The organism is Natrinema sp. CGMCC1.2065 (assembly GCF_051225675.1).
GTDB classification, from domain to species: domain Archaea; phylum Halobacteriota; class Halobacteria; order Halobacteriales; family Natrialbaceae; genus Natrinema; species Natrinema thermotolerans.
In genome coordinates, this window is sequence record NZ_JBPJSJ010000006.1 from 45,318 (window position 1) to 71,803 (window position 26,486).

Here is a 26,486-nt window from a genome sequence, read left to right on the forward strand (position 1 = left end):
CGATTGAAACGGGTATCGGACGGCCCAACCCGATCGATCGTCGCTCGCCGACGGTCAGTGGTTCTGCTGAAACTCGAAGTACTGTCCCGCTCCGTCGGGGACGGGCCGAACCTCGATGAAGAGTCGGTCGTCCCGTTCGGGGTCGTCGGCGAGCGCCGGATAGAACTGATACGTCGCCCTCACCGGTGATCGGTCCAGCGCGACGGTCACGACGTACCCGTCGCTCTCGAGGACGTCGTCGACCGATAGTTCGGACGAGACGTCGTCCCCGGTTGGCGGCGGGAGTTCGTACTGTTCTCGGAGCGCGACCGCCTCCTGATACGTCTCCGCGTCCCGTCTCGTCGCCTCGACGGTCACCTCGTGTCGCGTCGAATCGAAGTTGAGAAGCGTCAGTGAGAGTGGCGACGGCTCCGAGAAGAACCCGGTACAGCCCGATAGCGCTCCCGCACTGAGGGCGCCGCCGAACGCGAGGACCGTTCGCCTCGAGAGTTGCATGCACCGAACGAGTTTCCGATATAAAATAACGGTTCCGGACGGACCGCGGTCGTCCGGAACTCCCGATCGCCCCGGCGAGCGCCGGGACGCCGTCACCGCCGGAACTACCCCGCCGACAGCGCCTCCTCGAGCCGATCCTCGATCGCGTCGAGTTCCGCGCGCAGTTCCTCGCCCTCGGCGTCAGCGAGGTCGTCGATCCGGTCGGCCAGCCCCTGCAGGCGGGTGTACTTCTCGTCCTCGTCGACGCCGACCTTCTGGACGTAGACGTCCTCCTCGACGTCGTAGACGGCGTCCTCCTCGAGGTCGGTCACGGCCAGTACGACGTCGAGTTTGTCCCGGTCGATGCCGGTGACCCACTCGCGGGGGATGCCGTGATCGTCGAGGGCCTCGAAGATCGACGCTTCGTCTTTCGGGCGCTGGCGCTCCCGCGTCGTCCGGCGGACGGTACCGTAGCGGCCGTGCAGCCGCTGGTCCGGTCCGAGTCGCTCGAGCAGCGGGTCCCGTGCCGAGCGCCGCAGGCGATCGGCCCCGTGCTGGGTATCGGAGGCCAGCACGTAGAGGTCGGTCAGCGCCTCGGTGTCGAGGGCGGCGGGCTCGTCGGCGTCGATCCGCTCGAGGACGGCGGCGAGCAGGAGCGCGTCGTCGTGGACGCGCTCGGGCGGGTCCCGCGCGGCCGCCGCCGAGACGAGAAACGGGCTCTCCCCGCCGGCGGCGTCGGGATCGTACCGGATCGCGTCGCCGTCGGCCGTGTACGCCGCGGCCAGCGTCAGGACGCTGGCGTAGGGCTCGACGCCCGGCTGGAGCCCCTCGATCGGGACCGCCCCCTCGTCGAGTCGCTCGAGGAAGACGACGAACTGCTCGCGCCAGAGCGGCCGCGTCTCGCCGCTGTCGCCGAACCGAACGACGAGCCGGTCGTCGTCGGTGCGCTCGATCCCGAAGGGCCGCTCGGAGACCGGCGTCAGCAGCTCCGCACCCGGCTCGAGGGCCTCGCACTGTCGCCGGAGGCTCGTCCAGGTGTCGTCGGGTTCCATACGCTGGCTACGCGGACGGGGCTGAAAAAGCGCGGCCACGAATCTGCCACCGGCGTCACGACGGACGATCGCCGGGACTCAGTCGACGATCGAGGGCACGGCCGCGAGCGACGAGAGGTGATAGGTCGGATCGACGGCTACGTCCGTCGAGTCCGTGCCGGACCGCGAGAGCAGCGCCGAATCGATCCCGGCGTTGTCGGCCGCCCGCACGTCGACGGCCCTATCGCCGACGTACAGCGCCGACTCGGCCTCGAGGTCGGCGAGCGCGGCCTCTATGTTCGTTGGATCGGGCTTGCGCCGGGCCAGGCCGGCCGGCGTCAGCGGACAGCCCCGAACCGTCTCGAACGGTGATCGGAACCCGAACCGGTCGAGCAGCGTCGAGACGACGGTCGGGTGGTTGTCGCTGACGATCCCGAGCGGGACCTCGAGCGAACGGACCGCGGCGACGTCGTCGTAGGCCGAGCGCAGGCCTTGTTCGACGGACTCACACTGGGTCCGGACCAGTTCGCGGGCCGCTCGCTCACAGAACGTGTCGGCCTCGATGCCGAGGTCCCGACACCGCGTCGCGACCGCATCGAAGTCGCCGGCCATCAACTCGCGGACCGTCTCCGCCGCCGGGCCCGACCGCCCAAGCCGCTCGTAGACCCGCTCGAGGGCGTCGGCCAGTCGCTGGCTCGAGGGCGTCTCGACCACGACGCCGTCGAAGTCAAACAGGACCGTATCGTACTGCATTCGTCTCGACGGTGTCCGCTCGAGGGTCCTAAACCTGTCCGATCGGAACCGGGCACGCCGTCGTGTCACGACGACCCAAAGCTAAGGGGGTTCCCCTGCTATGGGGTATCATGCTTCACGCAGAAGGCCCGCTGCTCACCGTCGACGTGGACGAGCGGACCGCACGCAGGACGGATATCGACGAGTTGCTCGCGGACGCGATCGGCGGGCGGGCGGCCGCGACGGCGCTTGCCCACGAACGGATTCCCTTCGACGCCGACCCGTTCGGCCCGGAAAACCGGGTCTACGTGTCGACCGGCCCGCTCCAGCAGTCGCGGATGTCCTTTACCGGCCGGATGAACATGACCGGGCTCTCGCCGCTGACCGACGGCCTCGTCTCGGCCAACGCCGGGGGGTATCTCTCGCGGAACTTCGTCGGGACCGGGATCAGCGCCCTCGAGATCGTCGGCCAGAGCGACGAGTTGCTCGCGGTCCACGTCACTGATTCTGGCGTCGAGTTCGAGCCGGTGCCCGACCTCGAGGGGGCCACGGTACCCGAAACGTCCGAGTACATGACCGAGCAGCACGATCTGGGTCCGGAACACTGCATCGCAATCGGGCCGGCGGGGGAGAACCGGGTGCGCTTCGCCTCGGTAATGACCTTCGACTCGCGGGCCTTCGGCCGCGGCGGCCTCGGCGCGGTGCTGGGCGCGAAAAACGTCAAGTGCGTCACCTTCGCGGGCGACGCCGAGCCGCCGGTCGAGATCCCGGACCCGCCGGAGTCGGAGATCCACCGCGAGGCGGCGACGGCCGACGACCGGATGCGCAGCCAGGGCACCGCGGGCGGCACCGAGTTCATCAACGACAACTTCTCGCTGCCGACCCGGTACTTCCGGGAGTACGAGTTCGAGGGGGCCGCTGCCATCGGCGGCGACGCCGTCGAGTCAAAGAAGTACAAGAAAGGGGCCTGCTCGGCCTGTGCCTACGCCTGCAAGCTCCCGACCCGCGACGAGGAGACCGGCCTCGAGACCGAAGGGCCGGAGTTCGAGACGATCTACGCCTTCGGCTCGATGCAGGGGGTCGACGACGTCGTCGACGTCATGCAGTCGAACGAACTCTGTGACACGCTGGGGATGGACACCATCTCCGCGGGCGTCACGGTCGCGGCCTACCTCGAGAGCGAGGACGCGTTCGGCGATGCGGACCTCGCCCACGAGATCACCGAAAAGATCGCCCGCCGCGAGGGGATCGGCGACCTGCTCGCGGAGGGGGTCGATCGCACCCACGACGAGCTGGGGGTCGAAAACTACACCGTGAAGGGCATGGAGTTCGCCGCCCACGACGGCCGCGTCCTCCACGGGCAGGGGCTGTCCTACGCCGTCGCGAACCGCGGCGCCGACCACCTCTACGCCAGCATGCTCGCGCTGGAGTACAGCGGTGAACTCGACCCGCAGGGGACGCTGGGCAAGGCCGAACGGCTGGTCGAGCGGGAGGACCTCGCCGCCTTCCTCGACACCGGCATCGTCTGCGTCTTCGGGCGCGACTACGCCACCCCCGACCGGCTCGAAACGCTGTTCGACGCCGAGTACGAGACGCTGCTCGAGGTCGGAGCCCGAGCGGTGGAACTCGAACGTCACTTCAACAACCGACGGGGGTTCGACCGCGAGGACGACGACCTCCCCTACGAGATCCCCGACCTCGACGAAGCGATCGGCGAGTACTACGCAGCGCGGGGCTGGAACGACGACGGGACGATCCCGACCCGCGAGATCGAGTCGCCGCCCGCGCCGTCGGCCGACTGAGGCGTTCGACGACGTCTCTCGGTCCCCGTCAACCGCCGTACACCGACGGCACCAGCCGGATCACCGCGTCGGGATCGAGTTCGGTCTCGAGCCCCTCGAGATGGACGACGTTGCGTTGGTCCTTCGTGACGACCGTGTCCCCGGCCAACCCCGCCCCGTCGTCGGCGACGAGTTCCCCCTCGAGGCCCGGAAACGCGGTCTCGAGGTCGGTCAAGAGGTCGCCGACGGTCTCGGCCTCCGTCTCGTAGCGAACGGTCTTCTCGCCGACCGCGTCGCGAAAGGGGCCGAAGAAGACGCACTCGAGTTGCACGACCAACCGTTCGACGGGAGAGGCCTTGAAATCGACGGGGCGAGTGCCGCGACGAACACGCGGTCGTGACGCTACGGGGTCGGTCGGGACTGCGCGTGGCCGAAGCCAGTCACGCTCGGCCGACGCCATCCCGTCGGCAGCGTCGACCGCGATCACAATCCTGTTGGATGTTCACTTCGGAGAGCCGACCAGTGGTAACGTCGACACAGCGCCGGCGGACGCTCTGGGTCGTGGTGGCCGCGGCGACGCTGACGGTCATGGCCGGGGCGATCCTCGGCCCGATCGTCCCACAGATACGCGACGAACTCGGGGTGTCGGGATCCGCGGCCGGCCTGATCATCACCACCCACGGCGGCGTGATCGTCCTCGCGAGCCCGCTCGTGGGAGCGCTCGTCGACCGGATCGGACCGCGTCGGCCCCTCGTTGGCGGCCTGTTCGTCTACGGCCTCGGCGGCGGCGCGGGACTGTTCGTCGACGCGTTCCTCCCGCTGCTGGCTTCCCGCGTCGTCCTCGGACTCGGGACCGCCGCGGTGTATACGTCGGTGACCGTCCTCATCTACGATCTCTACGAGGGGCAGGCGATGGAACGGGCGCTGGGCTATCGCAGCAGCGCGAACAGCGCCGGCGCGGCGGTCTGGCCCCTCGTCGGCGGCGTGGCCGGGAGCCTCGCGTGGAACGCCCCGTTCGGCATTTATCTCGTCGCCGTACCCCTCGGCCTGCTGGCCGCGGCGACGGTCCCCGAGATGACGGCCTCGAGCGACGGGACCGATACCGCGGCGAACGGGAGCGGCCGGGCCGACGGGGCGGAACGCGGGGGCGGCGGCGTCCTCGCGGTCTTTCGTGACCGGCCAGCGCTTCCGCTAGTCTACCTGCTGTACTTCGGGGCGAACGCCCTGCTGTACGTGATCGTCGTCTACTACCCCCAGTTGCTCTCCGGTATCGGCGTAACCTCGTCGCTCCGGATCAGCCTCTATCTGGCCGCCAACGGCGCTGCGGGCGGCGTCTCGGCGATCGCCTACGACCGACTGCTGGGCTACGCCGATCGGTCGACGCTCGTCCTCGCGGCCTTTGTCCTCTGGGCCGGCGGGCTCGCGACCGCGACGGTCGTCGAGACCGCCGTGGGCGCGGCCCTGCCGGTAGTCCTGTTCGGCCTCGGGATCGGCCTGGTCTTCCCGTCGACGTTCGCCTGGGTCGAAGCCCTCGTCCCGCCGGACCGACAGGGGCAGTTCAGTTCCTACATCGCCTCCGTCGGCTACACCGGACAGTTCCTCTCGCCGGTCCTGTTCGGAGCGCTCGTTCCCCTCGCGGGCGTCGACGGCGTCTTCGCCGCTGCCGCAGCGATCGCCGGTATCGCCGCCGTCGGACTGGGGACGAGCCGGCTCCGCGGCGCGGCGTCCTGACCCCGCATCCACCCCTCGGTCCTTTTGTCTGGGTGTGGATAGCCCGACCCGCATCCCGATGGCGAACCCGAACCCAGTCGAGTCCCGGCGTCCCGAGTCGCTGTGGCTCGCCACGACCCCCACGACCGAGTACGGCACGCTCGAGGACGGTCTCACCGTCGACGCGGCCGTCATCGGCGGCGGAATCACCGGTCTGAGCGCCGCGATCGAACTGCAAGACGCCGGCCGCTCGGTCGCCGTCCTCGAGGCCGACCGGATCGTCGAGGGGACGACCGGACACACGACGGCGAAGCTTACCTCCCAGCACGGACTGTGCTACGATCGGCTCGTCTCACAGTTCGGGAGGGAGAAAGCGCGCCAGTACGCCGCAGCGAACGAGGCGGCGATCGAAACCGTCGAACGGCGCGTCGCGGCGTTGGACATCGACTGTGACTTCCGCCGGACGCCGGCCTACACGTACGCCGCCTCGCCCGACGACGTCGAGCAGGTCCGGGACGAGGTCGAGGCCGCAAAGCGACTCGGCCTGCCGGCGTCGTACGTCGAGGAGACCCCGCTGCCGTTCGAGGTACCCGGTGCGGTCCGCTTCGACGAGCAGGCTGCCTTCCATCCCCGGAAGTACCTGCTCGCCGTCGCCGAGGCGATCCACGACGACGGCGGCCACGTCTTCGAGGAGACCCGCGCGCTCGAGGTCGACCCCGGGTCGCCGTGTCGCGTCGAGACCGACCACGGGACCGTCGTCGCCGACGATGTGGTCGTCGCGACCCACTTCCCGGTTCTCGATCGGGCCGGCTACTTCGCGCGGATGCACCCCCACCGCGCGTACCTGCTGCCCGTCCGGATCAACGGGACGCCGCCGGAGGGGATGTACTACAACACGGCCTCGCCGGCGGCGACGATGCGGACGTACTCGGTCGCTGACGACGAGAGCGCGGGCGACGAGGACGACGATCTCCTGCTCGTGGGCGGTCAGAGTCACAAGCCGAGCGTCAGCAGCGTGCCGACCTCCGAGCGGTATCGTCGCTGCGAGGCCTTCGCCCGCGATCGCTTCGATGTCGAGTCGGTCGAGTACCGCTGGTCGACGATGGACTACTCCCCGGTCGACTCCGTCCCCTTCATCGGCCGGATCGATCCGCTCTCGGAGGGCGTCTACGTCGGGACCGGGTTCGACGGCTGGGGAATGACGACTGGCACCGCCGCGGGAACGATCCTCGCCGACTTGATCGTCGAGGGCTCGAGCCCGTGGGCGGACGTCTTCGACCCCCAGCGGTTCACCCCAAAAGCGTCGGCCAAGCGCTTCCTCGAGGAGAACGCGACGGTCGGTGGGAGCTTCGTCGGCGACCGAATCAAGTCCCTGCTGGCCGCGCTCGGGGCCGACGCCGCTGATAACCTGCCGCGGGGCGACGCCCGTGTCGTCCGGCGCGTGAGCCAGCCCGTGGGACTCTACCGCGACGACGAGGGGACGACGCACGCCGTCTCGGCGACCTGTCCGCACATGGGCTGTCTCGTCCGGTGGAACGACGCCGAGGAGACCTGGGACTGCCCCTGTCACGGCTCGCGGTTCACTCACGACGGTGACGTACTCTCGGGGCCCGCCGTCGAGGGGTTGCTGTACCGACAGCTCTGACGCCCGCTCGAAGCGGCATGTTGCTCCTATCCGGTTCCGAAGGCCGCGATATCCGCACCTGCTGTCGCCAGTGCATCGGCGGGGTTTGGGTCGCTGTCGGCCAGCTGCGTGTACTGGACTCGAGCAGGTTCTCGAGCGCGCGGCGCAACTCGGCCGGGGTGGTATCGGGATCGAAGAGGCCGCCGTAGCCGGGGACGGCGTCGTCGATGGCGTCGGTGGCGGCCGCCACCTCGTAGCCGACGCCCGCGAGTACCTCGTCAACGAGCGCGGCGAGCGGCGAGAGCCGTTCGGACGGGAGTCGGTCGTCAGTCACGCCACCGCCCCCTCGGGCTTCGGTTCCGGACTCGTACAGCCTTGCTCACGGCTGTGCTCGACGGCCGATCGCACCACTGCATACCGGCCCTCGGTGGTCGAACGGGATAATTCCTTCAGGTGGCACCGGGGGCGGGCCGGTTCGAATCCGACGGCCCCTGACGCGGTGTCGCTGCGTCCGTCGCGTATCGCCGTGCCGGCAATACATTCGAGGCACTGGAAACCCCACGACCGACAAATGCGGACGATCGTCGAGGCGCTCGAACCCGACGTGCCCTACCGCGTGAGACAGTTGCTCGGTCCCGTGATCACCCGACTCGGGCGAACGCTCGGACAGCCCCAGTACCGCCTTCGCGATACCGAATACGTCGGCACCGTTCGGCGGCCGCTGGGCGAGTTCACGGAGACGCTCCAGGAACACGGCTTCGAGTGGGACCCACTGGCGTGGTATCACCAGCCGCCGGTCGGGTCGGAGCCGAACGGGAGCTGGACGTATCGTCGGACATTGCTCGCCGACAGGCAGATTCACGTCATCCTCATCGCTCACTCACCGACGTATATCGACGTGTTCGCCCACGAGGAGTACAACTGGCTGCGACACCCGATCAAACACCTCTGGCAGGTCGGCATCGACCGGAACGCCGGCAGTAGCAAAGTGCGGCGGTGGATCGAGAGTCGCGGCATAGAGATCGATACCAAATCGCGGCGGCGGCGACGAATCGCACAGGCGGTAATAGGCCTGCATAAGGACCTCATGTCCATCATCCAGTAGCGTGGATCCAACCCGTCCCTTCGAAGAAGAAGGGGCCACACCGCACGCCGTGTGTATTCCGAGTGGGCTCTCGACTGGCTCGTGTTCGTCGTCGCCGGTTCGTCGACGCGTCTGCACCCCCACTGGCCGAGGGTTTTCGAAGCGATCCAAATGACAAACCCGTGTCCTCTCTCGCGCTAGAGCGACACCGACTCGAGATCGATCCTCGTCGGCTCCGGGACCGAGTCGACGGTCGCGCTCGAGACGGCGTAGTCACCCAGTTCCTCACTGTCGTTCGCGTCACCCGGAAGGACGATTACGGCCTTCGCGAGCAGCGGCGCGATCACGCCCGCGACGACGGTTCGGGGGTCCGACAGCGGCCCGCGGACCACGACGCGGTCGTCGGCCTCGAGGTCGGTCCCCTCGAGGACGCCGTGTGCGGCCTCGAGGACCTGCTCGTGCGTCACCGTCCGCTCGCCGTCGGTCAGGATCGCCGTGTCGGGATCGATCGCCAGCGGCGGGAACGACGGGTTCTCGCTCCACAGTCCCGCGTCGAAGTGATGGACGTCGGGCGCGTCGGGCTCGTCGCCGTAACCGACCCGCTGTGCGCCCTGCGGAAGGTCGTAGGACTCGAGCGCGCTGACCGGCGCGACGAGCGTTCGGAAGTCGCCCTCGTCCGTGAGGTCTGTGGGCGGGTCGAAACGAGTGGTCCCCTCGAGCAGCGTCGTCCCGAAGAAAGCGAGCAGGGCCAGCGGCCCGTCGCCGACGACACCGACGGTGACGCCCTCGCGAACCCCCGAGTGGCGCAGGAAGTTGCCGGCCTTCCACGCGGTCGTACACAGCCAGTGGTAGTCGTACTCCCGCCCCGTCGCGTCGACGAGGGCGATCCGGTCGTCCCGCAGCTCGCGGGTGAGCAGGTCGTCGACCGTCCCAGCGTTCATGGTCGGGACTGAGGACCGCGGGGGAAAAAGAGCGCCGACTCGTGTCGTTCGTCTCGCCTTCGGTCCCCGCTATACGGCGGGGTTCAGCCCGTCTCCCCAGTCTCGCTCAGTCGTCGGCGGCCGCCGGCTCGGCATGGTCGACATCGGTCCCAAGGACCTCGAGGAACTCGGCGAGCCACTCGGGGTGGTCCGGCCAGGCCTGTCCCGTCACGAGGTTGCCGTCGCGGGTCACCTCGCCGGTCCACTCCGCGCCCGCGCCGCGGACGTCGGCCTCGAGGGCCGGATACCCGGTACAGGTTCGTCCCTCGAGGACGTCCGCCGCGGCGAGGATCTGGAGGCCGTGACACAGCGCCGCGACGGGTTTGTCTTCCGCGAAGAAGTGCCGGGTAATCTCGAGGATCTCGTCGTAGGTCCGGAGGTACTCGGGCGCGCGGCCGCCCGGCACGACAAGCGCGTCGTACTCGGACGGCTCGACCGCGTCGAAGTCGTGGGTCAGTTCGAACTGGTGGCCCGGTTTCTCGGTGTATGTCTGATCGCCCTCGAAGTCGTGGACGGCAGTCGGACAGGTATCGCCGCTTTCTTTCTCCGGACAGACAGCGTGGACCTCGTGGCCGATCATCTGGAGCGCCTGAAACGGGACCATTACCTCGTAGTCCTCGACGAAGTCGCCCGCGAGGAGCAGGATCTGTTGTGACATGGGTATCCACGTGTTCGTTCGACCATAATCGCCATAGATTGTGTTGGACGCTACCGTGACACTCACCAATCGGAGACGGTTCGCCCGAGTCGATCGGATCGGAAAATATGGAGACCGGAAAACCGGTCATTCAGTCGTCGCTCGGTGCCGCGGCCCGTTGGTCCCTGACGTGGTCGACGATCGCACCGGTCTCGGTCACGAACTCCTCGTGATCGATCTCCGCCCCGTGGAGTACCGTCGAGAAGTTTCGCACGTTGGCCGCGATCGCGATCGCTTCGCTCAGTTCGTCGTCCGTCACCGCCTCGAGTTTCGCCTCCTCCCTGTGGAAATGAACGCAGTACGGACACTGGATCGCCGACGCCGCGCCGAGGGCGACCAGCGCCTTCTCCCGCTGCTCGAGGGCGGTCTCTCCCAACAGGAGATCCCGCACGACCTCCCAGCTGTGGTCCGCGGCCGACTCCGGCAGCGCGTCGATCCAGCTCGGGACCTGCCCGAGGTACTCTTCGACCTCCGCTCGCGTTTCAGTTGATACCATGCTCAACACCTGTGGGCGTCGCACCGGTGACGTCCTCCCCGTGGTAAACGACGGGGCTTCCCCAGCACGAGGAAACCCGGCCTGTTGCCGAGCAGGTTTCAGGACTGTCTCTCCCGAGGTCGGTGGAACGGGTTTCGTTCCTCGATCGGGAGCGTCCTGTGGCACCGCCACGTGTGCTCCCATCCGCAAGCGTGTCATCGACGCTCGGTTTCTCAGAGCGTCTCTCACCCAAGCGGTCATGCCTCGCGGCATCGACGGTTCGGTCACACTTAGCCGCCCAGTGGGTCGGTTTACCGTGCTCGCGAACGACGCGAACCCCGCATCCGATGAACCGTGGTCCATCCGACCGTGGGAACCTTCGCCCCGGAAAACCCAGGACGTTGGTTTCAGCGCGTCTCGTACTTCCGCGCAAGTGCCGAAAGCCGACGTAACCCTTGGGAATACGTACGATTCGGTGCGTACTAAGCGTTGGGGTTTCGGACCGGTCGACGACGGTAGACTGAGTAGTCGAGTGACGCGATTCACGCCCGCCGTGAACGGCGGGATTCTCTCGCTGTTTGAAGAATAGCCTGACGCAGCCTCGCTCACCGCTACCAGTGGAACCCGGTTACGCTACGCCTCACGGGGTAATGAACCTGTCAGACAAGTATCCGATACCACAGTGCGGGGAGTTAACACGAATCATGATAACGACAAGACCGGTCGCGGTCGGTTCGCGTTCGACGGCGGGTCCAGGTTCATAGACCCCGTCGTCGGCCGTCTAGAACGCCCGCTTGATCTTCTCGAAAAAGCCTTCCTTCACTTCGATCTCGTCGCCGCCGGCCTCGGCGAACGACTCGAGGGCCTCGCGCTGGTCCTCGTTTAAGCTCTCGGGGGTGACGACCTGCACTTTGACGTAGAGGTCGCCCTGCCCGCGACCGCGCAGTCGGGGCATCCCCTTGCCCTCGAGGCGGAAGGTCTCGCCGCTCTGGGTTCCCTGCGGGATCTCGAACTCCGCCCCGCCCTCGAGGGTGGGGACCTCGACGGTGTCGCCGAAGGTGGCCTGTGGGAACGAGACCGGCAGCCGGTAGCGCAGGTCGTCGCCCTCGCGTTCGAACTCCTCGTGGTCGCGGATCGAGACGTCGATCAGCAGGTCACCGCGAGGGCCGCCCTCGGGACTGGGCGCGCCCTCGCCTTCCATCCGCAGCGTCTGGCCCTCCTGAATACCGGCCGGGACCTCGACGGTCAGCGTCGCCTCGGTGCGGACGTAGCCCTCGCCGCGACACTCGCCGCAGGTCTCGGAGTAGATCGTCCCCTCGCCCTCACAGCGGGGACAGGCCGTCGTCTGCTGAACCCTGCCGAGCGGCGTCTGCTGAACCTGCGTCACCTGCCCGCGGCCCTGACACTCCGGACAGGTCTCGGCGTCGGCCTCCGGCGGGTGGCCCTCGCCCTCGCAGACGTCACACTCCTCGGGCCGCTCGAGCGAGAACTGCTTTTCAGCGCCCTCGTAGGCCTCCGCTAAGTCGATCTCGAGTTCGGTTCGCAGATCGCGGCCCTTTCGGGGCCGCCGACGACCGCGGCCGCCGCCACCGCCGCCGAAGACCTGCTCGAAGAGGTCGCCGAGGCCGCCGCCACCGCCGCCCATACCACCCATACCGCCACCGCCCATGCCGCCGCCGAACGGGCCGCCGCCCATGCCGCCCGCGCCGCCGGACTCGCTGGCGTCGAAGCCGTGTTTCTCGGCCTGCTCGTAGCGCTCGTGGCCCATCTGGTCGTAGGCCTCGCGCTTCTCCTCGTCGGTCAGGACCTGCTTCGCCTTCTGGATCTTCTTGAACTTCTCCTCGGCGTCGGGGTCGTCGCTGACGTCGGGATGGTACTCGGTGGCCTTCGTCCGATACGCCTGCTTGATCTCCTCCGTCGAGGCGTCGGGGCTCACGCCGAGTACGTCGTAGAAGTCCTCGCTCATTCGTTGTGCAACCGATACTCGTCTGAGGCACTTGAAACGACCGTTCCGCAAGTACCTTTTTGCGCCTCGGGTTCGCTCGTTTCATCTTCGCGCGGCGTTGCCGCGCGAATGGTCCGTGGGACCTCCGGTCCCACGCTACTCGCTCACCTCTCGGCGCAAAAATCTACGCTAAAAAGGCCGCCTCCGCGGACTTCGTCCGCTTCGGCGGGGAACCGCTCGCTACGCTCGCGGATGCTCACCGTGGTACTGCCTTTATTTTCACGCGCGGAATTCGATAACCGAGCGTCGAAACAGGGCTGAGTGGCGAGCCGTCGAGCGTTACTCTTCGTCGCCTTCCTCGAAGTCGACGTCCTCGAAGTCGGCGTCGACGAACTCCTCGCCCTCGTCGCCGGCAGCGCCTGCATCGGGGCCGGGGTTCGGACCGCCGCCCATGCCGCCCATTCCGGCACCGCCGGCACCTGCTGCGCCGCCGGCCGCACCGCCAGCTCCGGCAGCGCCCGCACCGGCTTCCTGCTGGTAGACCTGCTTGCCGATCTCCTGCAGCGCCTCACTCAGGCTCTCGGTCGCGGCCTCGATGTCGTCGGCGTCGGCCTCGTCGTCGTCGATCGTCGCCTCGAGGTCCTCGATCTCGGCCTCGATGTCGGCGCGGAGGTCGTCGTCGACCTGCTCGTCGTTCTCCTCGAGCAGCGTCTCGGCGCGCTGGATCGTGGCCTCGGCGTTGTTGCGGGCCTCGATGCGCTGGCGCTTTTGCTGGTCTTCCTCGGCGTGTTTCTCGGCCTCGCGCTGCATCTTCTCGATCTCCGAGTCGGAGAGGCCGGCGCCGCCCTCGATGGTGATCTCCTCGGTGGTGCCGCTGCCCTTGTCCTCCGCGGAGACGTTGACGATGCCGTTCTCGTCGATGGAGAACGTGACCTCGATCTGGGGCGTTCCGGCGGGGGCCGGCGGGATGCCGGTCAGGTGGAACTCGCCGAGCATCTCGTTCTCCTCGGCCAGTTCGCGCTCACCCTGGAAGACCCGGACCTGAACTGTCGTCTGGTTGTCCGCCGCGGTGGTGAAGATCTTCGACTCCTCGGTCGGAATTGTCGTGTTCTTCTCGATGAGGCGCTCGAAGAGACCGCCCTTGACCTCGATCCCCAGCGAGAGCGGGGTGACGTCCAACAGGACGATGTCGTCGACCTCGCCGCCAAGCACGCCGCCCTGGATCGCCGCGCCCAGCGAGACAGCCTCGTCGGGGTTGACGTTCTTCTGGGGCTCCTTGCCGGTCAGCTCCTCGACCTTCTCCCCGACCTGGGGCATCCGGGTCGAGCCGCCGACGAGCAGCACTTCGTCGATCTCGTCTTTCTCGTAGCCGGCGTCTTCGAGGGCCTGCTCGGTCGGTTCGACGGTCCGTTCGATGAGGTCGCTGGTCAGCGACTCGAACTTCGCGCGGGTCAGCGACTCCTCGAGGTGGATCGGGCCGTCGTCGGTCGCCGTGATGAACGGGAGGTTGATCTCGGTCTCCTTGCGCGAGGAGAGTTCGATCTTGGCCTCCTCGGCGGCGTCTTTGAGCCGCTGGAGGGCCTGGCGGTCCTCGCGGAGGTCGATCCCGTGTTCCGCCTCGAACTCCTCGGCGAGCCAGTCGATGATGGCCTCGTCCCAGTCGTCGCCCCCGAGGTCGTTGTCACCGTTGGTCGCGACGACCTCGTAGACGCCGCCGCCGAGATCGAGAATGGAGACGTCGAAGGTCCCCCCGCCGAGGTCGTAGACGAGGACGGTCTGGTCCTGATCGTCCTCGAGGCCGTAGGCCATCGAGGCGGCCGTCGGCTCGTTGATGATGCGCTCGACCTCGAAGCCGGCGATCTCGCCGGCGTCTTTGGTCGCCTGGCGCTGTCGGTCGGAGAAGTACGCGGGGACCGTGATGACGGCTTTCTCGACTTCGTCGCCGAGATAGTCCTCGGCGTCGCGTTTGATCTTCTGGAGGATCATCGCCGAGATCTCCTCGGGCGTATACTCCTCGTCGTCGATCTCGACGGTGTAGTCTTCCTCGCCGATGTGGCGCTTGATCGACTGGATCGTCTTTTCGGGGTTCTGGACGGCCTGATTCTTGGCCGGTTTCCCGACGAGTCGCTCGTCGTCGGAGAAGGCGACGACGGAGGGTGTCGTCCGTTCGCCTTCGGAGTTGACGATGATCTCCGGATCGCCGCCTTCCATCACCGCAAACGCGCTGTTCGTCGTGCCGAGGTCGATTCCGAGAATTTTGTTGCTCGCCATCGTGGAGGGGTATTGTGCGCACTTTGTTTTAAAGGTTACTAGCCGGGCTCGAAACCCGAATAAAAGCCCGATACGAGGGAGTAGCGGCTCGCTCGCGGTAGTTGGGTCTCAGTAAAAACGGGCGGGGAGATCGGTCGATCGGCCCGCCGTGTCGGACCGGCGGTCGACTGTGAACCGGTCAGTTGCGTCGTCGTGACGGACAGAGCAGCGATACTCTGAGAGAACGGCTACTCGTCGTCGGCGACTTCGCCGCCGAGTTCGATCGCCTCTGCGTCCTCTTCGCCGTCGTCGGATTCGGCCGACTCCTCGTCGGTCCTGGACTCGCCGTCGTCGGCGCTCGAGCCGTCGACGTCGCCGTCCGCATCGGCGCTCGAGTCCTCGTCGTCGGCGAACTCCCCGTTCGAGACCGTGACCTGTGCGTTTTGGATGACCTTGTCGCCCATCTCGTAGCCGGGCGTGTAGACGTCGGCGACGGTTCCCTCGGGCTGGTCGCTGTCGACCTGCATCATGACCTCGTGGCGCTGGGGATCGGTCTCGGTGCCGGGCTCGGGATCGATCTCGGCGACGTTCTCGTCCTCGAGGATGCGGTCGAACTCCTTGAGCGTCATCTCGACGCCCTCCTGCAGACTCTCGACGTCGTCGCTGTCCTCTTCGAGGGCGCGTTTGAGGTTGTCCCGGACGGTGATGAGCCGCTCGACGAGGTCCTCCGTCGCGCGGTCTTTGATCTGCTGTTGGCGCTTCTTGGCGCGTTTCTTGTAGTTCTGGAAGTCGGCCTGCTTACGCTTGAGCCGGCTTTTCAAGTCCTCGACTTCCTCCTCGTATTCCTCGAGTCGGTCGTCGCGGGCCTCGAGTTCGTCCTGCAGTTCACCGATAGTTTCGGCCTGTGATTCGACGCGTTGCTCGAGGTCCTCGAGTTCCTCGCGTTGGTGGCTGACGGTCCCGTTCAGGTCGCGGGCCTCCTCGACGATCGAGTTGACCTGCCGAGCGAGTTCGTCGTCGTACTCGGTGACCCGATCGAGGAGCCGCTGGATGTCCTCGCTGGTTTCGGGTGCGTCAGTCTCGTCCGCCGCGGGGGCCGACTCGCCCTCGGCAGCGTCCCCGTCGGCGTCGGTCGTCGCCTCGCTCTCGTCGTCGGTTCCCGCGGGTTCCGCGTCCGACTCCTCGACGTCGGGAGCCGGCTCTGATTCCCCATCCGTCGAGACGTCGGGGTCCGCCGCGGCCGTCTCGCCGTCGTCGGATTCCTCCTCGGACGGGACACCCGGGGCGGACGTCTCCGTGCCCTCGTCTTCGCTCATATGGCTGTCAACGAACAGCGGTAATAAAAGGGTTGAGGTACCCGTGTCGGAGCCGCCGGCATCGCTGTGCCCATCTATAGTAGCCACTGAAAGTCATTGCACACCTGATCGCACGACTGCGTCGCGCTCAGTGTGTAAATCATTTCAGTGGCTACTATAGTCGCCCGGACCGCCCCACCTCCGGATTTGCCGTCCCGAGTACCCGACCGTATATGTGTATCTACCCCCCACTGGGACGCGTGACGCGGAGCCCGAACGACGAGCCGACCGCGATCGAATGTCGGTACGAGGACGGGACGGTTCGGATCGACGACCTCAAGACGGCACCGCTCTCGCCGTCGTCGCTCCGGGAATCGGTCCCCGAACTCGAGGCCGATTCCCGAACCGGCTGCTGGCGCGTCCCTGCCTACCGCTACGCCGAACTGCGGGCGGCGCTGTGGCGGGCCGACGCCGCGGTCGAGGACCGCGTCCTCGATCTCGAGTCCGTCGGGGACCTCGCGTCAGCCTACGAACTCCGGCCGTACCAGGAACGGGCGCTCGAGTCGTGGCTCGAGACCGACCGGTGGGCCGACGTGCCCGGGCCGGAGTCGCCCGCTCGAGCGCCCGCCGGCGTCCTCGAACTGCCGACCGGCAGCGGCAAGACCGTCATCGCCCTGAAGGCGATCGAGCGGCTCTCGGTCCCGACGTTGATCGTCGTCCCGACGATCGACCTCCTCGAGCAGTGGGAACGGGAACTCGAGCGGGAGTTCGACACGCCGATCGGGCGCTTCGGCGGCGGCGAGCAACGACTCGAGCCGATCACCGTCTCGACGTACGATTCGGCATATCTGAAGGCTGATTCGGTGGGTGACCGGTTCGGGTTCGTCGTCTTCGACGAGGCCCACCACCTCGGCGGCGAGGGGTACCGCGAGATCGCACGCTTGCTCGCCGCCCCCGCGCGGGTGGGTCTGACCGCGACCTTCGAGCGCCCCGACGGTGCCCACGAGGTCGTCGAAGCCCTCGTCGGGCCGCTCGTCCACCAAGTCGACGTGGACGACCTCGCCGGCGACCACCTCGCGGCCTACGATCTCAAGCGCCTCGAGGTATCGCTGACCCCCGAGGAGCGCGAGGAATACGAACGAAACCAGGAGACGTTCACCGGCTACCTCGCGAGATCGAACATCGAGATGCGAAGCGGCTCGGACTACCAGGAACTGGTCAAGCGGTCGGGGTCGGACCCAGAGGCCCGCGAGGCGCTACTCGCGCGCCAGCGCGCACGGGAGATCATGTTCGGCAGCGAGGCGAAACTGGAGGCGCTGTCGGGGATCCTCGACGACCACCGGGACGATCGGGTCATCGTCTTTACCGCCCACAACGACCTCGCGTACGACGTCAGCGAGCGGTTCCTGATTCCGACGATCACCCACCGGACCGGGGCCGCGGAGCGTCGCGAGATCCTAGAGCGGTTCCGCGATGGGAGCTATACCCGGATCGCGACCTCGAACGTCCTCGACGAGGGCGTCGACGTCCCCGACGCGAACGTCGCGGTCGTCCTCTCGGGCAGCGGCAGCGAGCGGGAGTTCGTCCAGCGACTCGGGCGGATCCTCCGTCCGAAGGCCGACGGCGGACGGGCGGTCCTCTACGAGGTCATCACAGCCGATACCGGCGAGCAACGGATCGCCGCCCGACGGCGGGAGTGACGCGCCGAAGGGGCCCCGCAGCGGGTCGTCACCGATCGAATCGAGCGACTCCGACCGACCGTTGCACTCCACGTCGGCCCACGCTCGAGGCGGCACAGTCCCGCGATCCGGCCCGTGTGGTCTTGCCGCGTCGCTTCAGTGGGTATCGTCCACGTTCCACTCTCCACCGAGGTCCCCCCGCTCGGTCGTCACGAACGAGCCGTCCTCGAAGCGCGTCACGCGGCCGGTCTCCTCGCTCAGCGTCAACGTCGACACCACGTTCGGCCGCCGGGAGGTATCCAGTGCGCTCATGTGGCGCGACCCCATCCAGTCCTCGTAGCCGGGATCGTCCGGATCCGCCTTCCCGCTCTCGAGTTCGTCGGGCCCGAGGTCGGTAAACCGGACCAGTTGTTCCTGGACGACGCCGTCGACGCTGACGACGACGGCCCCGTCGCGGGTCCTCGCGACCTCTCGGGCCGTCTCGTAGAAGGCGTCGAGATCGAGACAAACGTCGTGACAGCGGTCCGTCGGCCACGTGTTGTCGCCCATCGGGTACGCGAAGTCCGCGACCGACGGCCCGATGACGACGGCGACGTACATGCCGGGACCTTTGACGTACTGTTCGTCCCACCGATCGAAGTCGATGCTGAGCGACTCGAGGGCGTGTACCAGGCAGTCGATCAGTTCCCGAACCCCGTCGTGGGTCTCGTACGCGATCCGGAGCGACGAATCGTCCATACCGGAGGGTGGAACCGAACCGCCGTAATATCAGTGCCTGAGCCCCGTCGGCGAGGGCGATCGCCGGGTCTTCGTCCGGGTCACTTTTGCCGGTGCCGCGCCGACATCGGACGAATGCTGACGAAGGACCTGCTGCGCGTCTCGCGGGCCGGCGGCGGCTACCACCCGCAGTTCGCCGGCCGCGACCAACGCCCGCTCGCGGCCAGGGTGATCGGCACCTATCAGGGCCACGTCGGCGAACCCCGTGGCGAACTCGAGGACGCGCTGACTACCCTGGAGAACGAGGCCGACGACTTCAAACTCGTCCGCGGCCTCTCGGCGCTGCTCGAGCGCGAGGCGACGTTCGAGACCGACGCGGCGATCGACCCCGAGAAGGCCCGCCGGGCGGCCTTCGAGGCCGCCGAAGCGATCGGCGTCGTCACCGAGGACGAGCGGGCGATGGCGCTGATCCGGGCGGGCGAGTCGCTCGACGTCTCGGCGGACGACCTCGAGACCGCCCTCTACGCCGACCTCGAGGAACGACAGGTCCTGACCGCGGTCGAGCCGCGTTGGGACCCCGACGGCCTGCTCGCCCAGTACAACCTCTCGCTGGCTCAGACGGCGCTGTTCGACGCGACCGAAGTCCGGGTCCGCTCGAGCGATCCGAAGGCGCTGATCTCGGCGATCAAGCGCCTGCGGCTGCTGTACGAGATCCGGCGACTCGAGGAGGAACCGACGCCGAGCGGCGGGGTTGCGGAGACGGACCTCGCGGACGGGATCGCCGAACGGGAGGTCGTCGTGACCGGCCCGACCCGGCTCTTCCGGGCGACGCGGCGGTACGGCACTCGCTTCGCCCGGCTGCTGCGGACCGTTGCGTCGGCCGAGCGGTGGTCGCTCGAGGCGACGATCGACGACCGCGGGACCGAACGGACGCTCTCGCTCTCCCACGATGATCCCGTTCAGGTGCCCGACGCCGAACCGGTCGCGGACGTCTCGTTCGACAGCGGCGTCGAGGCCGACTTCGCCGCCCGGTTTACGAACCTGGATCTCGACTGGGACCTCGTCCGCGAGCCCGAGCCGCTCGCGACGGGGACGCGGGTGATGATTCCGGACTTCGCGTTCGACTACGCCTACGGCGACTTCCGGCTCTACTTCGAGATCATGGGGTTTTGGACCCCCGAGTACGTCGAGAAGAAACTCTCGCAACTGGCCGACCTCGAGGACGTGGACATGCTCGTGGCCGTCGACGAGTCGCTGGGCGTCGGCGAGGAGATCGCGGCCCGCGACCACCGGGCGATCCCCTACTCGGGAACGGTCCGGGTCAAAGACGTCGCCGACGTCCTTCGGGAGTACGAACGCCAGCTGGTCGCCGAGAGCGCGGCCGCCCTGCCCGACGAACTCCGGCCCGACGAGGACGCGATCGCGCTCGAGCGGCTGGCCGAGCGCCACGGCGTCAGCGAGGACGCCCTTGCGGACGTCTCCGTCCCGGACCACGAGCGCGTCGGCCGAACGCTCGTCCGGCCGGCCGTCCTCGAGTCGCTCGCCGACGCGATCGAGGCGGGGATGGCCCTCGAAGATGCCGAGGCGGTCCTCGAGGAGTACGGGATCGCCGACGCGAGCGCCGTCCTCTCGCGGCTGGGGTATCGCGTCGAGTGGGAAGGGTTGGCCGGCGGGACGCTCGTCGAGCGCTGACGGCGCTCCCGCCGGATGACAACTTCCCGGCCAAGTTACAAGTGCCCGCGCCGATAGCTCGGCCATGAACGTCCTCGTCGTCGGCGGTGGTGGGACGATCGGCAGCACCGTCGCGTACACGCTGGCGGTACAGCGTCCGGAGACGACCGTCACGCTCGCGGATCCCCAGACGGCGGTCACGACCGGCCATGCGATCGATCTGCGCCACGCGCAGTGTCACGTCGCCACCGCGGCGGGGCGTCCGTCGTTCGGCGACGACTCGCCCGGCACCGTCACCGCGATCGATCCGAGCGCGTCCCCGGGTCCCGATCCGATCGACGCGGCTGACGCGATCGTCGTCACCGCGAGCGCCGCGCGCGACCCCGACAGCTTCGAACGGGGCGGTCGACTGTCGAACCTCGAGCGGAACCTCGAGATCGCCGCCGACATCGGCGAGTGGTTCGGCGAGGCCGACCCGACGCCGACGGTCGTGGCCGCCAACCCGACCGATCGGGTCACCTACCGTCTGTGGGAGGCGAGCGGCTGGCCCCGCGAGCGGTTCCTCGGCTACTCCCTGTCGGAGACGGCCCGCATCGCGGACGAACTTGCCCGCCGGTTCGACACCTCGCCCGCCGCCGTCTCCTGTCCGGTCCTCGGCGAACACGGCGAACACATGGTCCCCGCGTTCTCGCGGGCGACCGTCGACGGCGAGCCGATCGATCTCTCGGCGACCGAGCGCGAGGCCGTCCTCGAGTACGTCCGCGACGTTCCCTACGACGTCATCGAGCGGCGGGGGCCAGAGGACTCGTCGCGGTGGGTTACGAGCCGCGGCGTCGCCACGATCGTCGCTCGACTGGCCGACGGCGGAACCGACGAACCGGTCTGTCTCTCGACCCCGCTTTCCGGCGAGTACGGGCTCGAAGGCGTCAGCGTGAGCGTCCCCGTCCGGCTCGACGCCGGCGGCGTCGGCGAGGTCGTCGAGTGGGACCTGGCCCCGAACGAGCGGGACGGACTCGAGCGTGCTGCCGCCGCCGTTCGGCGCTCACTGGCGTGATCCGGGCCGATACCAACGTCTGTAGTGGACATCCTTAACCACCGGACCGCACTATTCCGAGACAGTCACGTGTCCCATCAGTCTTCCCCGGAATCGGTTTCCCTCCTCCTCGTCGAAGACAACCCCGGCGACGTGCGGTTGATCGAGGAGGCGTTCAACACGGCGTCGTTCGATGTCAGCTTGCACACGGAGGCCGACGGCGACGCCGCCCTCGAGTTCCTTCACGAACGGGCGGCGAGCGAGGACGGCCCCGAAGTGGACCTGATGTTGCTCGATCTGAACCTGCCCAGGACCGGCGGGTTCGAGGTCCTCGAGACGATCAAGGACGACCCGGAACTCGCGTCGCTGCCGGTGTTGGTCCTGACGAGTTCAAAAGCGAACGAGGACATCGTCCGGAGCTACGAACTGTGTGCGAACGCCTACCTGACGAAACCGACCGATCCCGACGAGTTCGCCGACATCGGCCGTGCGGTCGAGGCGTTCTGGATCGAGGAGGCGGCGCTGCCCCCGATCCCCTCGTAACGGTAGTCACCCAGCGGGCAGCGTCGGGGGCCGACCGACGCTACGACTCGAGGTCGCGTTGCCGGCCCTTCGGCACCATCGAACGGAGTTCGCCGTGGACGTAGAGGCCGACACCGATCGGCTCGCGTTCGCCCCGGTCGACGGGTTCACCGTCTCCCTCCGGTCGGCCCGCCGGCCCGACCCCGATGTCGTGGACGGCGATCAGATAGCCCCAGTCGCCGTCCCACCGCTCGATCTCCTGATCCTCCCCCGCGGCGAACCGGCGGGCCTCCGCGGGCTCTAAGTCGATCACGCAGTCGGTCGCCGCGCGGCCGAACCGCTGGACGAAGTCGGTCGTGGGCTTCCAGTGTTCTTGGCGGGTGCGGAGACAAGTCATGCCGATGGCCTCGATCTCGAGCGGCGTCGACGCCTCGCCGCCGTAGACCCAGATCTTGCCCGCGCCCTTCTCCCAGAAGGTGTAGTCGTCGAACGCTTCGGACGGAATCCCGAACCGGTCGGCGAAGTAGTCGACGACCTCCTCGCGGGTGGCCCGGCCCTCGACGTCCCGTTCCGCTTCGGTCGCGGGCAGCCGGTCGAACCGCTGGCCGTCGTTGTCGCTCATCACGCGGTCACCTCCAGTTTCGCGACGAAGAAGCCGCCGGTGTCGTTGTGATGCGGGTAGATCCGGGCCGCCTTCTCGAGGCTCGAGTCGAACGTCTCGCCGTCCCACTCGGTCAGGCCGGGCGCGTGTTCCAGCCCGAGATCGAAGTCGACGACGCGACAGTCCTCCTCGTCCATGGCGTGTTGCACGACGGCCTCGTTCTCCTCGGGGGCGAAGGTACAGGTCGAGTAGACGACCGTCCCGCCCTCGCGGGTCGCCTGGATCGCCCGACGGATGATCCCCTTCTGGATCCCCGCGACCGAGGAGATGTGGTCCGGCGACCAGTTGTCGAGCGCGTCGGGGTTCTTCCGGATCGTCCCCTCGCAGGAACAGGGGGCGTCGACGAGCGTTCGGTCGAACTCGTCGAAGTCGAAGCGGGACAGCGAGTAGTTCCGGGCGTCGGCGTTGGTCACCGCGAGGCTGGTCGCACCCAGCCGTTCGGCGTTAAAACGCAGCGCCGAGATCCGCCCGAGGTTGTTGTCGTTGGCGACGACCGTTCCCCGGTCGTCCATCAGCGCGGCGATCTGGGTCGCCTTCCCGCCCGGTGCGGCACAGCAGTCCCAGACCCGCTCGCCGGGTTCGGGATCGAGGACGACCGGCGGCACCGCCGAAACCTCCTCCTGCCCGTGGGTAAAGCCGTGAAACGAGGCCCACGTCGAGCCCGGCGAGTCGGTCTCGAGGTCCAGTACCCGGGGGTTCCAGTCGGCCTGTTCGTACGCGAGTCCCTCCGCCTCGAGGGTCGCGAGGGCCCGGTCGACCGAGGCCTTGATCGTGTTCACGCGGACGGCGTTGCCGAGCGGCCGCTGACAGGCCGCCAGAAAGTCCTCGAAGTCGTCGATGATCGGTCGATACCGCTCGAGTGGCTCCATCGACTGCGGGTTCGCGCGACTGGCGTTTGTGGGTTTCGAAGCGCGGCCCGTCCGGCTCAGTCCCGGAACGGCGGGACCAGTTCGAACGCCGCCCCGGCGACCGCAATACTGACCGCGAGCGAAGCGACCGCGAGCCCCGTCGAACCGTCGATAAGAAGGCCCCGCACGCCGACGGCCAGAAACAACAGCGAGAATCCCAGCAGCGAGAGGGTCCCGACGGCGTCGAAAATCGCGTCCGCGACTGCGGAGCGGACGACTGCGTCGCGGTCCTCCCGTGTCTTCTCCGACTCCGGATCGGTCGTCGTCATCGCTGGACGAACGATCGGCGGTGATTGATATAAATACACGGTCGACGGGGACGAACCCGGCGACGGTGTCGGCACACCCTGCCCCCGATTTTAAGCCGGTGACGTCCGTCGGTCCGAGCATGGCAGGAATCCGCGTCCACGGCGAATCGGTCGCGCTCGAGGATCCAACGCTCGTCGAAGGGTTTCCGGGCGTTGGTCTCGTGGGCAAGATCGCGACCGACCACCTCATCGAGCAACTGGAAATGGAGTACTACGCGAGCGTCGGCTGCGAGGGACTGCCGCGGATCGGCGTCTACCGCGAGGGCGATCGGACCGCTCGACCGCCGGTCCGGCTCTACGTCGACGAGGAACACGATCTGCTGGCGCTGCGAAGCGACGCGCCGATCAGCGCCAAGGCCGTCGAGACCGTCGCGGACTGTCTGACCGGCTGGATCGTCGAGCAGGAGGCGACGCCGCTGTATCTCAGCGGCCTCCCCGCGGAACGCGAGAACGGGGAGCGACCCGATCTCTACGGGATCGCGACCGGGGACGCCGGGGAGCGACTCGAGGACACTGACGTGGCGACCCCACCGGAGGACGGCGTCATCACCGGGCCGACGGGCGCGTTGATTAACCGCGCCGCCCACGAGGACTACGGCAGCCTCGGCTTCGTCGTCGAGTGCAACCACCGGTTCCCCGACCCCGAGGCCGCGAGCGTCCTGCTCGAGGAGGGGGTCGCCCCCGTCACCGGCCTCGAGATCGACGTGAGCGAACTGGTCGACCGCGCCGAGGAGATCCGGGCGAAACGGGAGCAGTTGGCCCAGCAGATGCAGGCGATCGCACAGGAGGAGAGTTCGCAGGCCCAGCCGTTGCGGATGTATCAGTAGCATCGATCGCCGACCGAGGCGGAGAAACGGCTCAGGCGTGCGACATGCCACCACGTCTGTCGGGTAAGAGACCGAATCGCCTTTGGCTCTTCAGCCGAACTAACTAGTAATGAGAGTCGCACAGCTCGGGTCGGGGGAGCCGGAGATCGCAGTCGTCGCGGGCGTTCACGGGGACGAACCCTGTGGCGTCCGGGCCGTCGAACGGCTGCTCGACGAGCGCCCGACCGTCGAACGGCCCGTCAAGCTCATCGTCGCCAACGAGGAAGCGCTCGAGCGACGGGTTCGATTCATCGACGAGGACCTCAACCGTGCGTTCCCCGGCGATCCGGACGCGACGACCCACGAGGGCCGCCTCGCAACCGAACTGGTCGACGAACTCGAGGGCTGTCTGACCTTCTCGATGCACTCGACCCAGAGCCACGCCGAACCGTTCGCCGTCGTCAACGGCGTCAGCGAGACGGCCGAGGAGATCGTGCCACAGCTGCCCGTGACGGCGATGGTCGAGACGAGCAACTTCGCGGAGGGGCGACTGTTCGCCGAGATCGACACGGTCGAGGTCGAGTGTGGACTCCAGGGCTCGGAGACGGCCGCCGAAAACGCCGACCGGCTGACGCGGGCGTTTCTGACCGCCGTCGGCGTGTTGCCCGGCGATACGGTCCGACGCGACCTCCCGATCTATCGGCTCACGGACGTCATCAGCAAGGAGCAGGCCGATTCCTACGAGGTGTTCGTCGAGAACTTCACCGAGGTCGAGGCCGGCGACTCCTTCGCCGCTGCCGACGGCGACGAGCAGGTCGCCGACGAGTCGTTCTATCCCGTCTTGATGTCCCCGAACGGCTACCGGGACGTCTTCGGCTACGCCGCCGAGAAACTCGACGTCCTCGAGACGCCGGCGTCGGCCGACTAGATCGCCCGGGTTCCCTGTGCCAACGGTGTGTCCGGCCGGCGGTCGCGACCGACCGGCGTGAGTGCCGATGACGCAAGGCATATCCCCCTTACCGCCCTACGGACGAGTATGGAGTTCCCACCGAACCAGGGTCTCGATCAGGACGAAGTCGACGAACAGGTCGCCGAGGCGCTCGAGGAAAACGAGGTCGTCCTCTTCATGAAAGGGACCGAACTGATGCCCCAGTGTGGCTACTCCCGCAAGGCGCTTGGCCTGATCGACCAGCACCGCGACGAGTTCGAGACCGTCGACGTCCTCGACTCGCTCGACGAGTACCGACAGGCGCTGTCGGAACACAGCGGTTGGGAGACGATCCCCCAGACGTTCGTCGACGGCGAGTTCGTCGGCGGCTCCGACGTCCTCGAGGAACTCGAGGAACGGGACGAACTCGCGGAGACGCTCGAGACCGCGTAGGGCCGGCCCACTGGCGTGACCCATATACTCGAGTTGATATCTCACGCATTTAATAGCAGCTCATATAAGTCACGCCCTCGTAGTAGCAGATCACGACTATCGCCGTACACACCTTCCCACAATGTCAACAGAGGAATCCAGACACGTATATCGGCTGCATTCGACCCTTGAACTGCCCCTCGAAGACCTTCGAGAACACATCGACGAGGCGAGATATCCCGACGGGATCGACGACGTCGAGATCACGCGGCGCAACAACACGCTGATCCTCAAGGCGGTCGCCGAGGATCAGTCGGTCAGCAAGTACACGCCGACGGCCCAACTCAAAGCCAGCGTCACGGAAAACCGGGTCTACGAGGAAGACCCCGACGAGCGGCGACAGAAGTCGTTCAGCTGGGACGAGGAAGAGGAAGAGGAGATCGAGTCCGAACTCGTCGAGTTCGCCGCGTTCAAGGGCGACCGCGAGACGGTCCTCCAGAACTCGCTGTTGCAATACGAGATGTTCCTCGTCCTCTGTGAGATCGCTGAGGCCGCCGAGAAGGGGACGCTGACGGCTATCTCGGAACGCGACGGCGACCTCGATGCGACCCGGATCGTCGACGGCGAACCCCGTCCCGCGGACATCGAAGTCGTCGAAGGGCCCCGCGATACCGGCTCGGGGCAAGGCGGCGTCAACTGGCGGGACAACAAGTTCATCACGGACTGAAGGCGCTTCGGCCGGA

General features: G+C 67.6%; 26 protein-coding genes and 1 pseudogene. 12 read left to right on the forward strand and 15 right to left on the reverse strand.

Going from position 1 to position 26,486, the window contains the following annotated elements; genetic code table 11:
- Positions 1–54: 54 nt before the first annotated feature.
- From ACSBP4_RS08145 to ACSBP4_RS08155, 3 genes are all read right to left on the reverse strand, one after another.
- Complete coding sequence (locus ACSBP4_RS08145; RefSeq protein ID WP_006650828.1) at positions 55–495, reverse strand: hypothetical protein; 441 nt, start codon at positions 493–495, stop codon at positions 55–57.
- 104 nt (positions 496–599) lie between these two features.
- Positions 600–1,526: a hypothetical protein gene (locus ACSBP4_RS08150; RefSeq protein WP_435551882.1), complete on the reverse strand. Its 927-nt coding sequence runs from the start codon at positions 1,524–1,526 to the stop codon at positions 600–602.
- A 78-nt stretch (positions 1,527–1,604) separates the two neighbouring features.
- The gene (locus ACSBP4_RS08155; protein ID WP_049966776.1) at positions 1,605–2,258 is read right to left on the reverse strand and encodes an HAD family hydrolase; all 654 of its coding nucleotides are present in this window, start codon (positions 2,256–2,258) and stop codon (positions 1,605–1,607) included.
- Positions 2,259–2,368: 110 nt separating this feature from the next.
- Here ACSBP4_RS08155 and ACSBP4_RS08160 point away from each other — a divergent pair, with 110 nt between their 5' ends.
- The gene (locus ACSBP4_RS08160; protein WP_435551883.1) at positions 2,369–4,039 is read left to right on the forward strand and encodes an aldehyde ferredoxin oxidoreductase family protein; all 1,671 of its coding nucleotides are present in this window, start codon (positions 2,369–2,371) and stop codon (positions 4,037–4,039) included.
- 28 nt (positions 4,040–4,067) lie between these two features.
- Here the strand turns inward: ACSBP4_RS08160 and ACSBP4_RS08165 are convergent, their stop codons facing one another.
- Complete coding sequence (locus tag ACSBP4_RS08165) at positions 4,068–4,349, reverse strand: ubiquitin-like small modifier protein 1 (RefSeq protein WP_373632756.1); 282 nt, start codon at positions 4,347–4,349, stop codon at positions 4,068–4,070.
- Between the two features lie 191 nt (positions 4,350–4,540).
- Between ACSBP4_RS08165 and ACSBP4_RS08170 the strand changes: the two genes are divergently transcribed.
- Together ACSBP4_RS08170 and ACSBP4_RS08175 are read left to right on the forward strand one after the other, a co-directional pair.
- Positions 4,541–5,749 (forward strand): MFS transporter, encoded by a 1,209-nt coding sequence (locus tag ACSBP4_RS08170; protein WP_435551884.1) that lies wholly within the window; start codon positions 4,541–4,543, stop codon positions 5,747–5,749.
- Positions 5,750–5,807: 58 nt separating this feature from the next.
- Positions 5,808–7,373, forward strand: a complete 1,566-nt coding sequence (locus ACSBP4_RS08175) for an FAD-dependent oxidoreductase (protein WP_435551996.1) — start codon at positions 5,808–5,810, stop codon at positions 7,371–7,373.
- 82 nt (positions 7,374–7,455) lie between these two features.
- Here ACSBP4_RS08175 and ACSBP4_RS08180 read toward each other — a convergent pair.
- A pseudogene (locus ACSBP4_RS08180) lies at positions 7,456–7,686 on the reverse strand (ribonuclease H); the annotation flags it as partial.
- A gap of 237 nt (positions 7,687–7,923) precedes the next feature.
- Between ACSBP4_RS08180 and ACSBP4_RS08185 the strand changes: the two are divergent.
- Positions 7,924–8,457, forward strand: a complete 534-nt coding sequence (locus ACSBP4_RS08185) for a hypothetical protein (RefSeq protein ID WP_435551885.1) — start codon at positions 7,924–7,926, stop codon at positions 8,455–8,457.
- Between the two features lie 176 nt (positions 8,458–8,633).
- On the opposite strand, the gene ACSBP4_RS08190 is transcribed toward ACSBP4_RS08185, so the two are convergent.
- From ACSBP4_RS08190 to grpE, 6 genes are all read right to left on the reverse strand, one after another.
- The gene (locus tag ACSBP4_RS08190; protein WP_435551886.1) at positions 8,634–9,377 is read right to left on the reverse strand and encodes a hypothetical protein; all 744 of its coding nucleotides are present in this window, start codon (positions 9,375–9,377) and stop codon (positions 8,634–8,636) included.
- A 106-nt stretch (positions 9,378–9,483) separates the two neighbouring features.
- Positions 9,484–10,074: a DJ-1/PfpI family protein gene (locus ACSBP4_RS08195; RefSeq protein WP_373632747.1), complete on the reverse strand. Its 591-nt coding sequence runs from the start codon at positions 10,072–10,074 to the stop codon at positions 9,484–9,486.
- Between the two features lie 130 nt (positions 10,075–10,204).
- Positions 10,205–10,609 (reverse strand): carboxymuconolactone decarboxylase family protein, encoded by a 405-nt coding sequence (locus ACSBP4_RS08200; RefSeq protein ID WP_435551997.1) that lies wholly within the window; start codon positions 10,607–10,609, stop codon positions 10,205–10,207.
- A gap of 760 nt (positions 10,610–11,369) precedes the next feature.
- The gene (dnaJ, locus tag ACSBP4_RS08205) at positions 11,370–12,554 is read right to left on the reverse strand and encodes a molecular chaperone DnaJ (protein ID WP_435551887.1); all 1,185 of its coding nucleotides are present in this window, start codon (positions 12,552–12,554) and stop codon (positions 11,370–11,372) included.
- 318 nt (positions 12,555–12,872) lie between these two features.
- Positions 12,873–14,804, reverse strand: a complete 1,932-nt coding sequence (gene dnaK / locus ACSBP4_RS08210; RefSeq protein WP_435551888.1) for a molecular chaperone DnaK — start codon at positions 14,802–14,804, stop codon at positions 12,873–12,875.
- 227 nt (positions 14,805–15,031) lie between these two features.
- Positions 15,032–16,099 (reverse strand): nucleotide exchange factor GrpE, encoded by a 1,068-nt coding sequence (grpE, locus tag ACSBP4_RS08215; RefSeq protein ID WP_435551889.1) that lies wholly within the window; start codon positions 16,097–16,099, stop codon positions 15,032–15,034.
- Positions 16,100–16,311: 212 nt separating this feature from the next.
- Between grpE and ACSBP4_RS08220 the strand changes: the two genes are divergently transcribed.
- Positions 16,312–17,778, forward strand: a complete 1,467-nt coding sequence (locus tag ACSBP4_RS08220; protein WP_435551890.1) for a DEAD/DEAH box helicase — start codon at positions 16,312–16,314, stop codon at positions 17,776–17,778.
- Between the two features lie 135 nt (positions 17,779–17,913).
- Here ACSBP4_RS08220 and ACSBP4_RS08225 read toward each other — a convergent pair whose 3' ends face one another.
- Positions 17,914–18,495, reverse strand: a complete 582-nt coding sequence (locus ACSBP4_RS08225) for a hypothetical protein (protein ID WP_435551891.1) — start codon at positions 18,493–18,495, stop codon at positions 17,914–17,916.
- 114 nt (positions 18,496–18,609) lie between these two features.
- Between ACSBP4_RS08225 and ACSBP4_RS08230 the strand changes: the two genes are divergently transcribed.
- The 3 genes from ACSBP4_RS08230 (at position 18,610) to ACSBP4_RS08240 (ending at position 21,721) form a co-directional block, all read left to right on the forward strand.
- Complete coding sequence (locus ACSBP4_RS08230) at positions 18,610–20,166, forward strand: DUF790 family protein (RefSeq protein ID WP_435551892.1); 1,557 nt, start codon at positions 18,610–18,612, stop codon at positions 20,164–20,166.
- A 64-nt stretch (positions 20,167–20,230) separates the two neighbouring features.
- Positions 20,231–21,199: a malate dehydrogenase gene (locus ACSBP4_RS08235; protein ID WP_435551893.1), complete on the forward strand. Its 969-nt coding sequence runs from the start codon at positions 20,231–20,233 to the stop codon at positions 21,197–21,199.
- Between the two features lie 69 nt (positions 21,200–21,268).
- Positions 21,269–21,721 (forward strand): response regulator, encoded by a 453-nt coding sequence (locus ACSBP4_RS08240; protein WP_435551894.1) that lies wholly within the window; start codon positions 21,269–21,271, stop codon positions 21,719–21,721.
- 40 nt (positions 21,722–21,761) lie between these two features.
- Here ACSBP4_RS08240 and ACSBP4_RS08245 read toward each other — a convergent pair whose 3' ends face one another.
- Genes ACSBP4_RS08245 through ACSBP4_RS08255 form a run of 3 tightly spaced genes read right to left on the reverse strand, consistent with a single transcriptional unit; the run spans position 21,762 to position 23,538 of the window.
- Positions 21,762–22,322 (reverse strand): DUF7122 family protein, encoded by a 561-nt coding sequence (locus ACSBP4_RS08245; protein ID WP_435551895.1) that lies wholly within the window; start codon positions 22,320–22,322, stop codon positions 21,762–21,764.
- Positions 22,322–23,230: an RsmB/NOP family class I SAM-dependent RNA methyltransferase gene (locus tag ACSBP4_RS08250; RefSeq protein ID WP_435551896.1), complete on the reverse strand. Its 909-nt coding sequence runs from the start codon at positions 23,228–23,230 to the stop codon at positions 22,322–22,324. The genes ACSBP4_RS08245 and ACSBP4_RS08250 overlap by 1 nt, the downstream gene beginning before the upstream one ends.
- Positions 23,231–23,286: 56 nt before the next feature.
- Complete coding sequence (locus tag ACSBP4_RS08255) at positions 23,287–23,538, reverse strand: hypothetical protein (protein ID WP_006650853.1); 252 nt, start codon at positions 23,536–23,538, stop codon at positions 23,287–23,289.
- Positions 23,539–23,657: 119 nt separating this feature from the next.
- On the opposite strand from ACSBP4_RS08255, the gene ACSBP4_RS08260 reads away from it, so the two are divergent.
- From ACSBP4_RS08260 to ACSBP4_RS08275, 4 genes are all read left to right on the forward strand, one after another.
- Positions 23,658–24,404: a proteasome assembly chaperone family protein gene (locus tag ACSBP4_RS08260; protein WP_435551897.1), complete on the forward strand. Its 747-nt coding sequence runs from the start codon at positions 23,658–23,660 to the stop codon at positions 24,402–24,404.
- 109 nt (positions 24,405–24,513) lie between these two features.
- Complete coding sequence (locus ACSBP4_RS08265) at positions 24,514–25,311, forward strand: succinylglutamate desuccinylase/aspartoacylase domain-containing protein (protein WP_006180583.1); 798 nt, start codon at positions 24,514–24,516, stop codon at positions 25,309–25,311.
- A gap of 108 nt (positions 25,312–25,419) precedes the next feature.
- On the forward strand, positions 25,420–25,764 hold the full coding sequence (locus ACSBP4_RS08270; RefSeq protein ID WP_006180581.1) for a glutaredoxin family protein: 345 nt from the start codon (positions 25,420–25,422) through the stop codon (positions 25,762–25,764).
- Between the two features lie 121 nt (positions 25,765–25,885).
- Positions 25,886–26,470 (forward strand): DUF7110 family protein, encoded by a 585-nt coding sequence (locus ACSBP4_RS08275; protein WP_006180580.1) that lies wholly within the window; start codon positions 25,886–25,888, stop codon positions 26,468–26,470.
- The last annotated feature ends 16 nt before the right edge of the window (positions 26,471–26,486 follow it).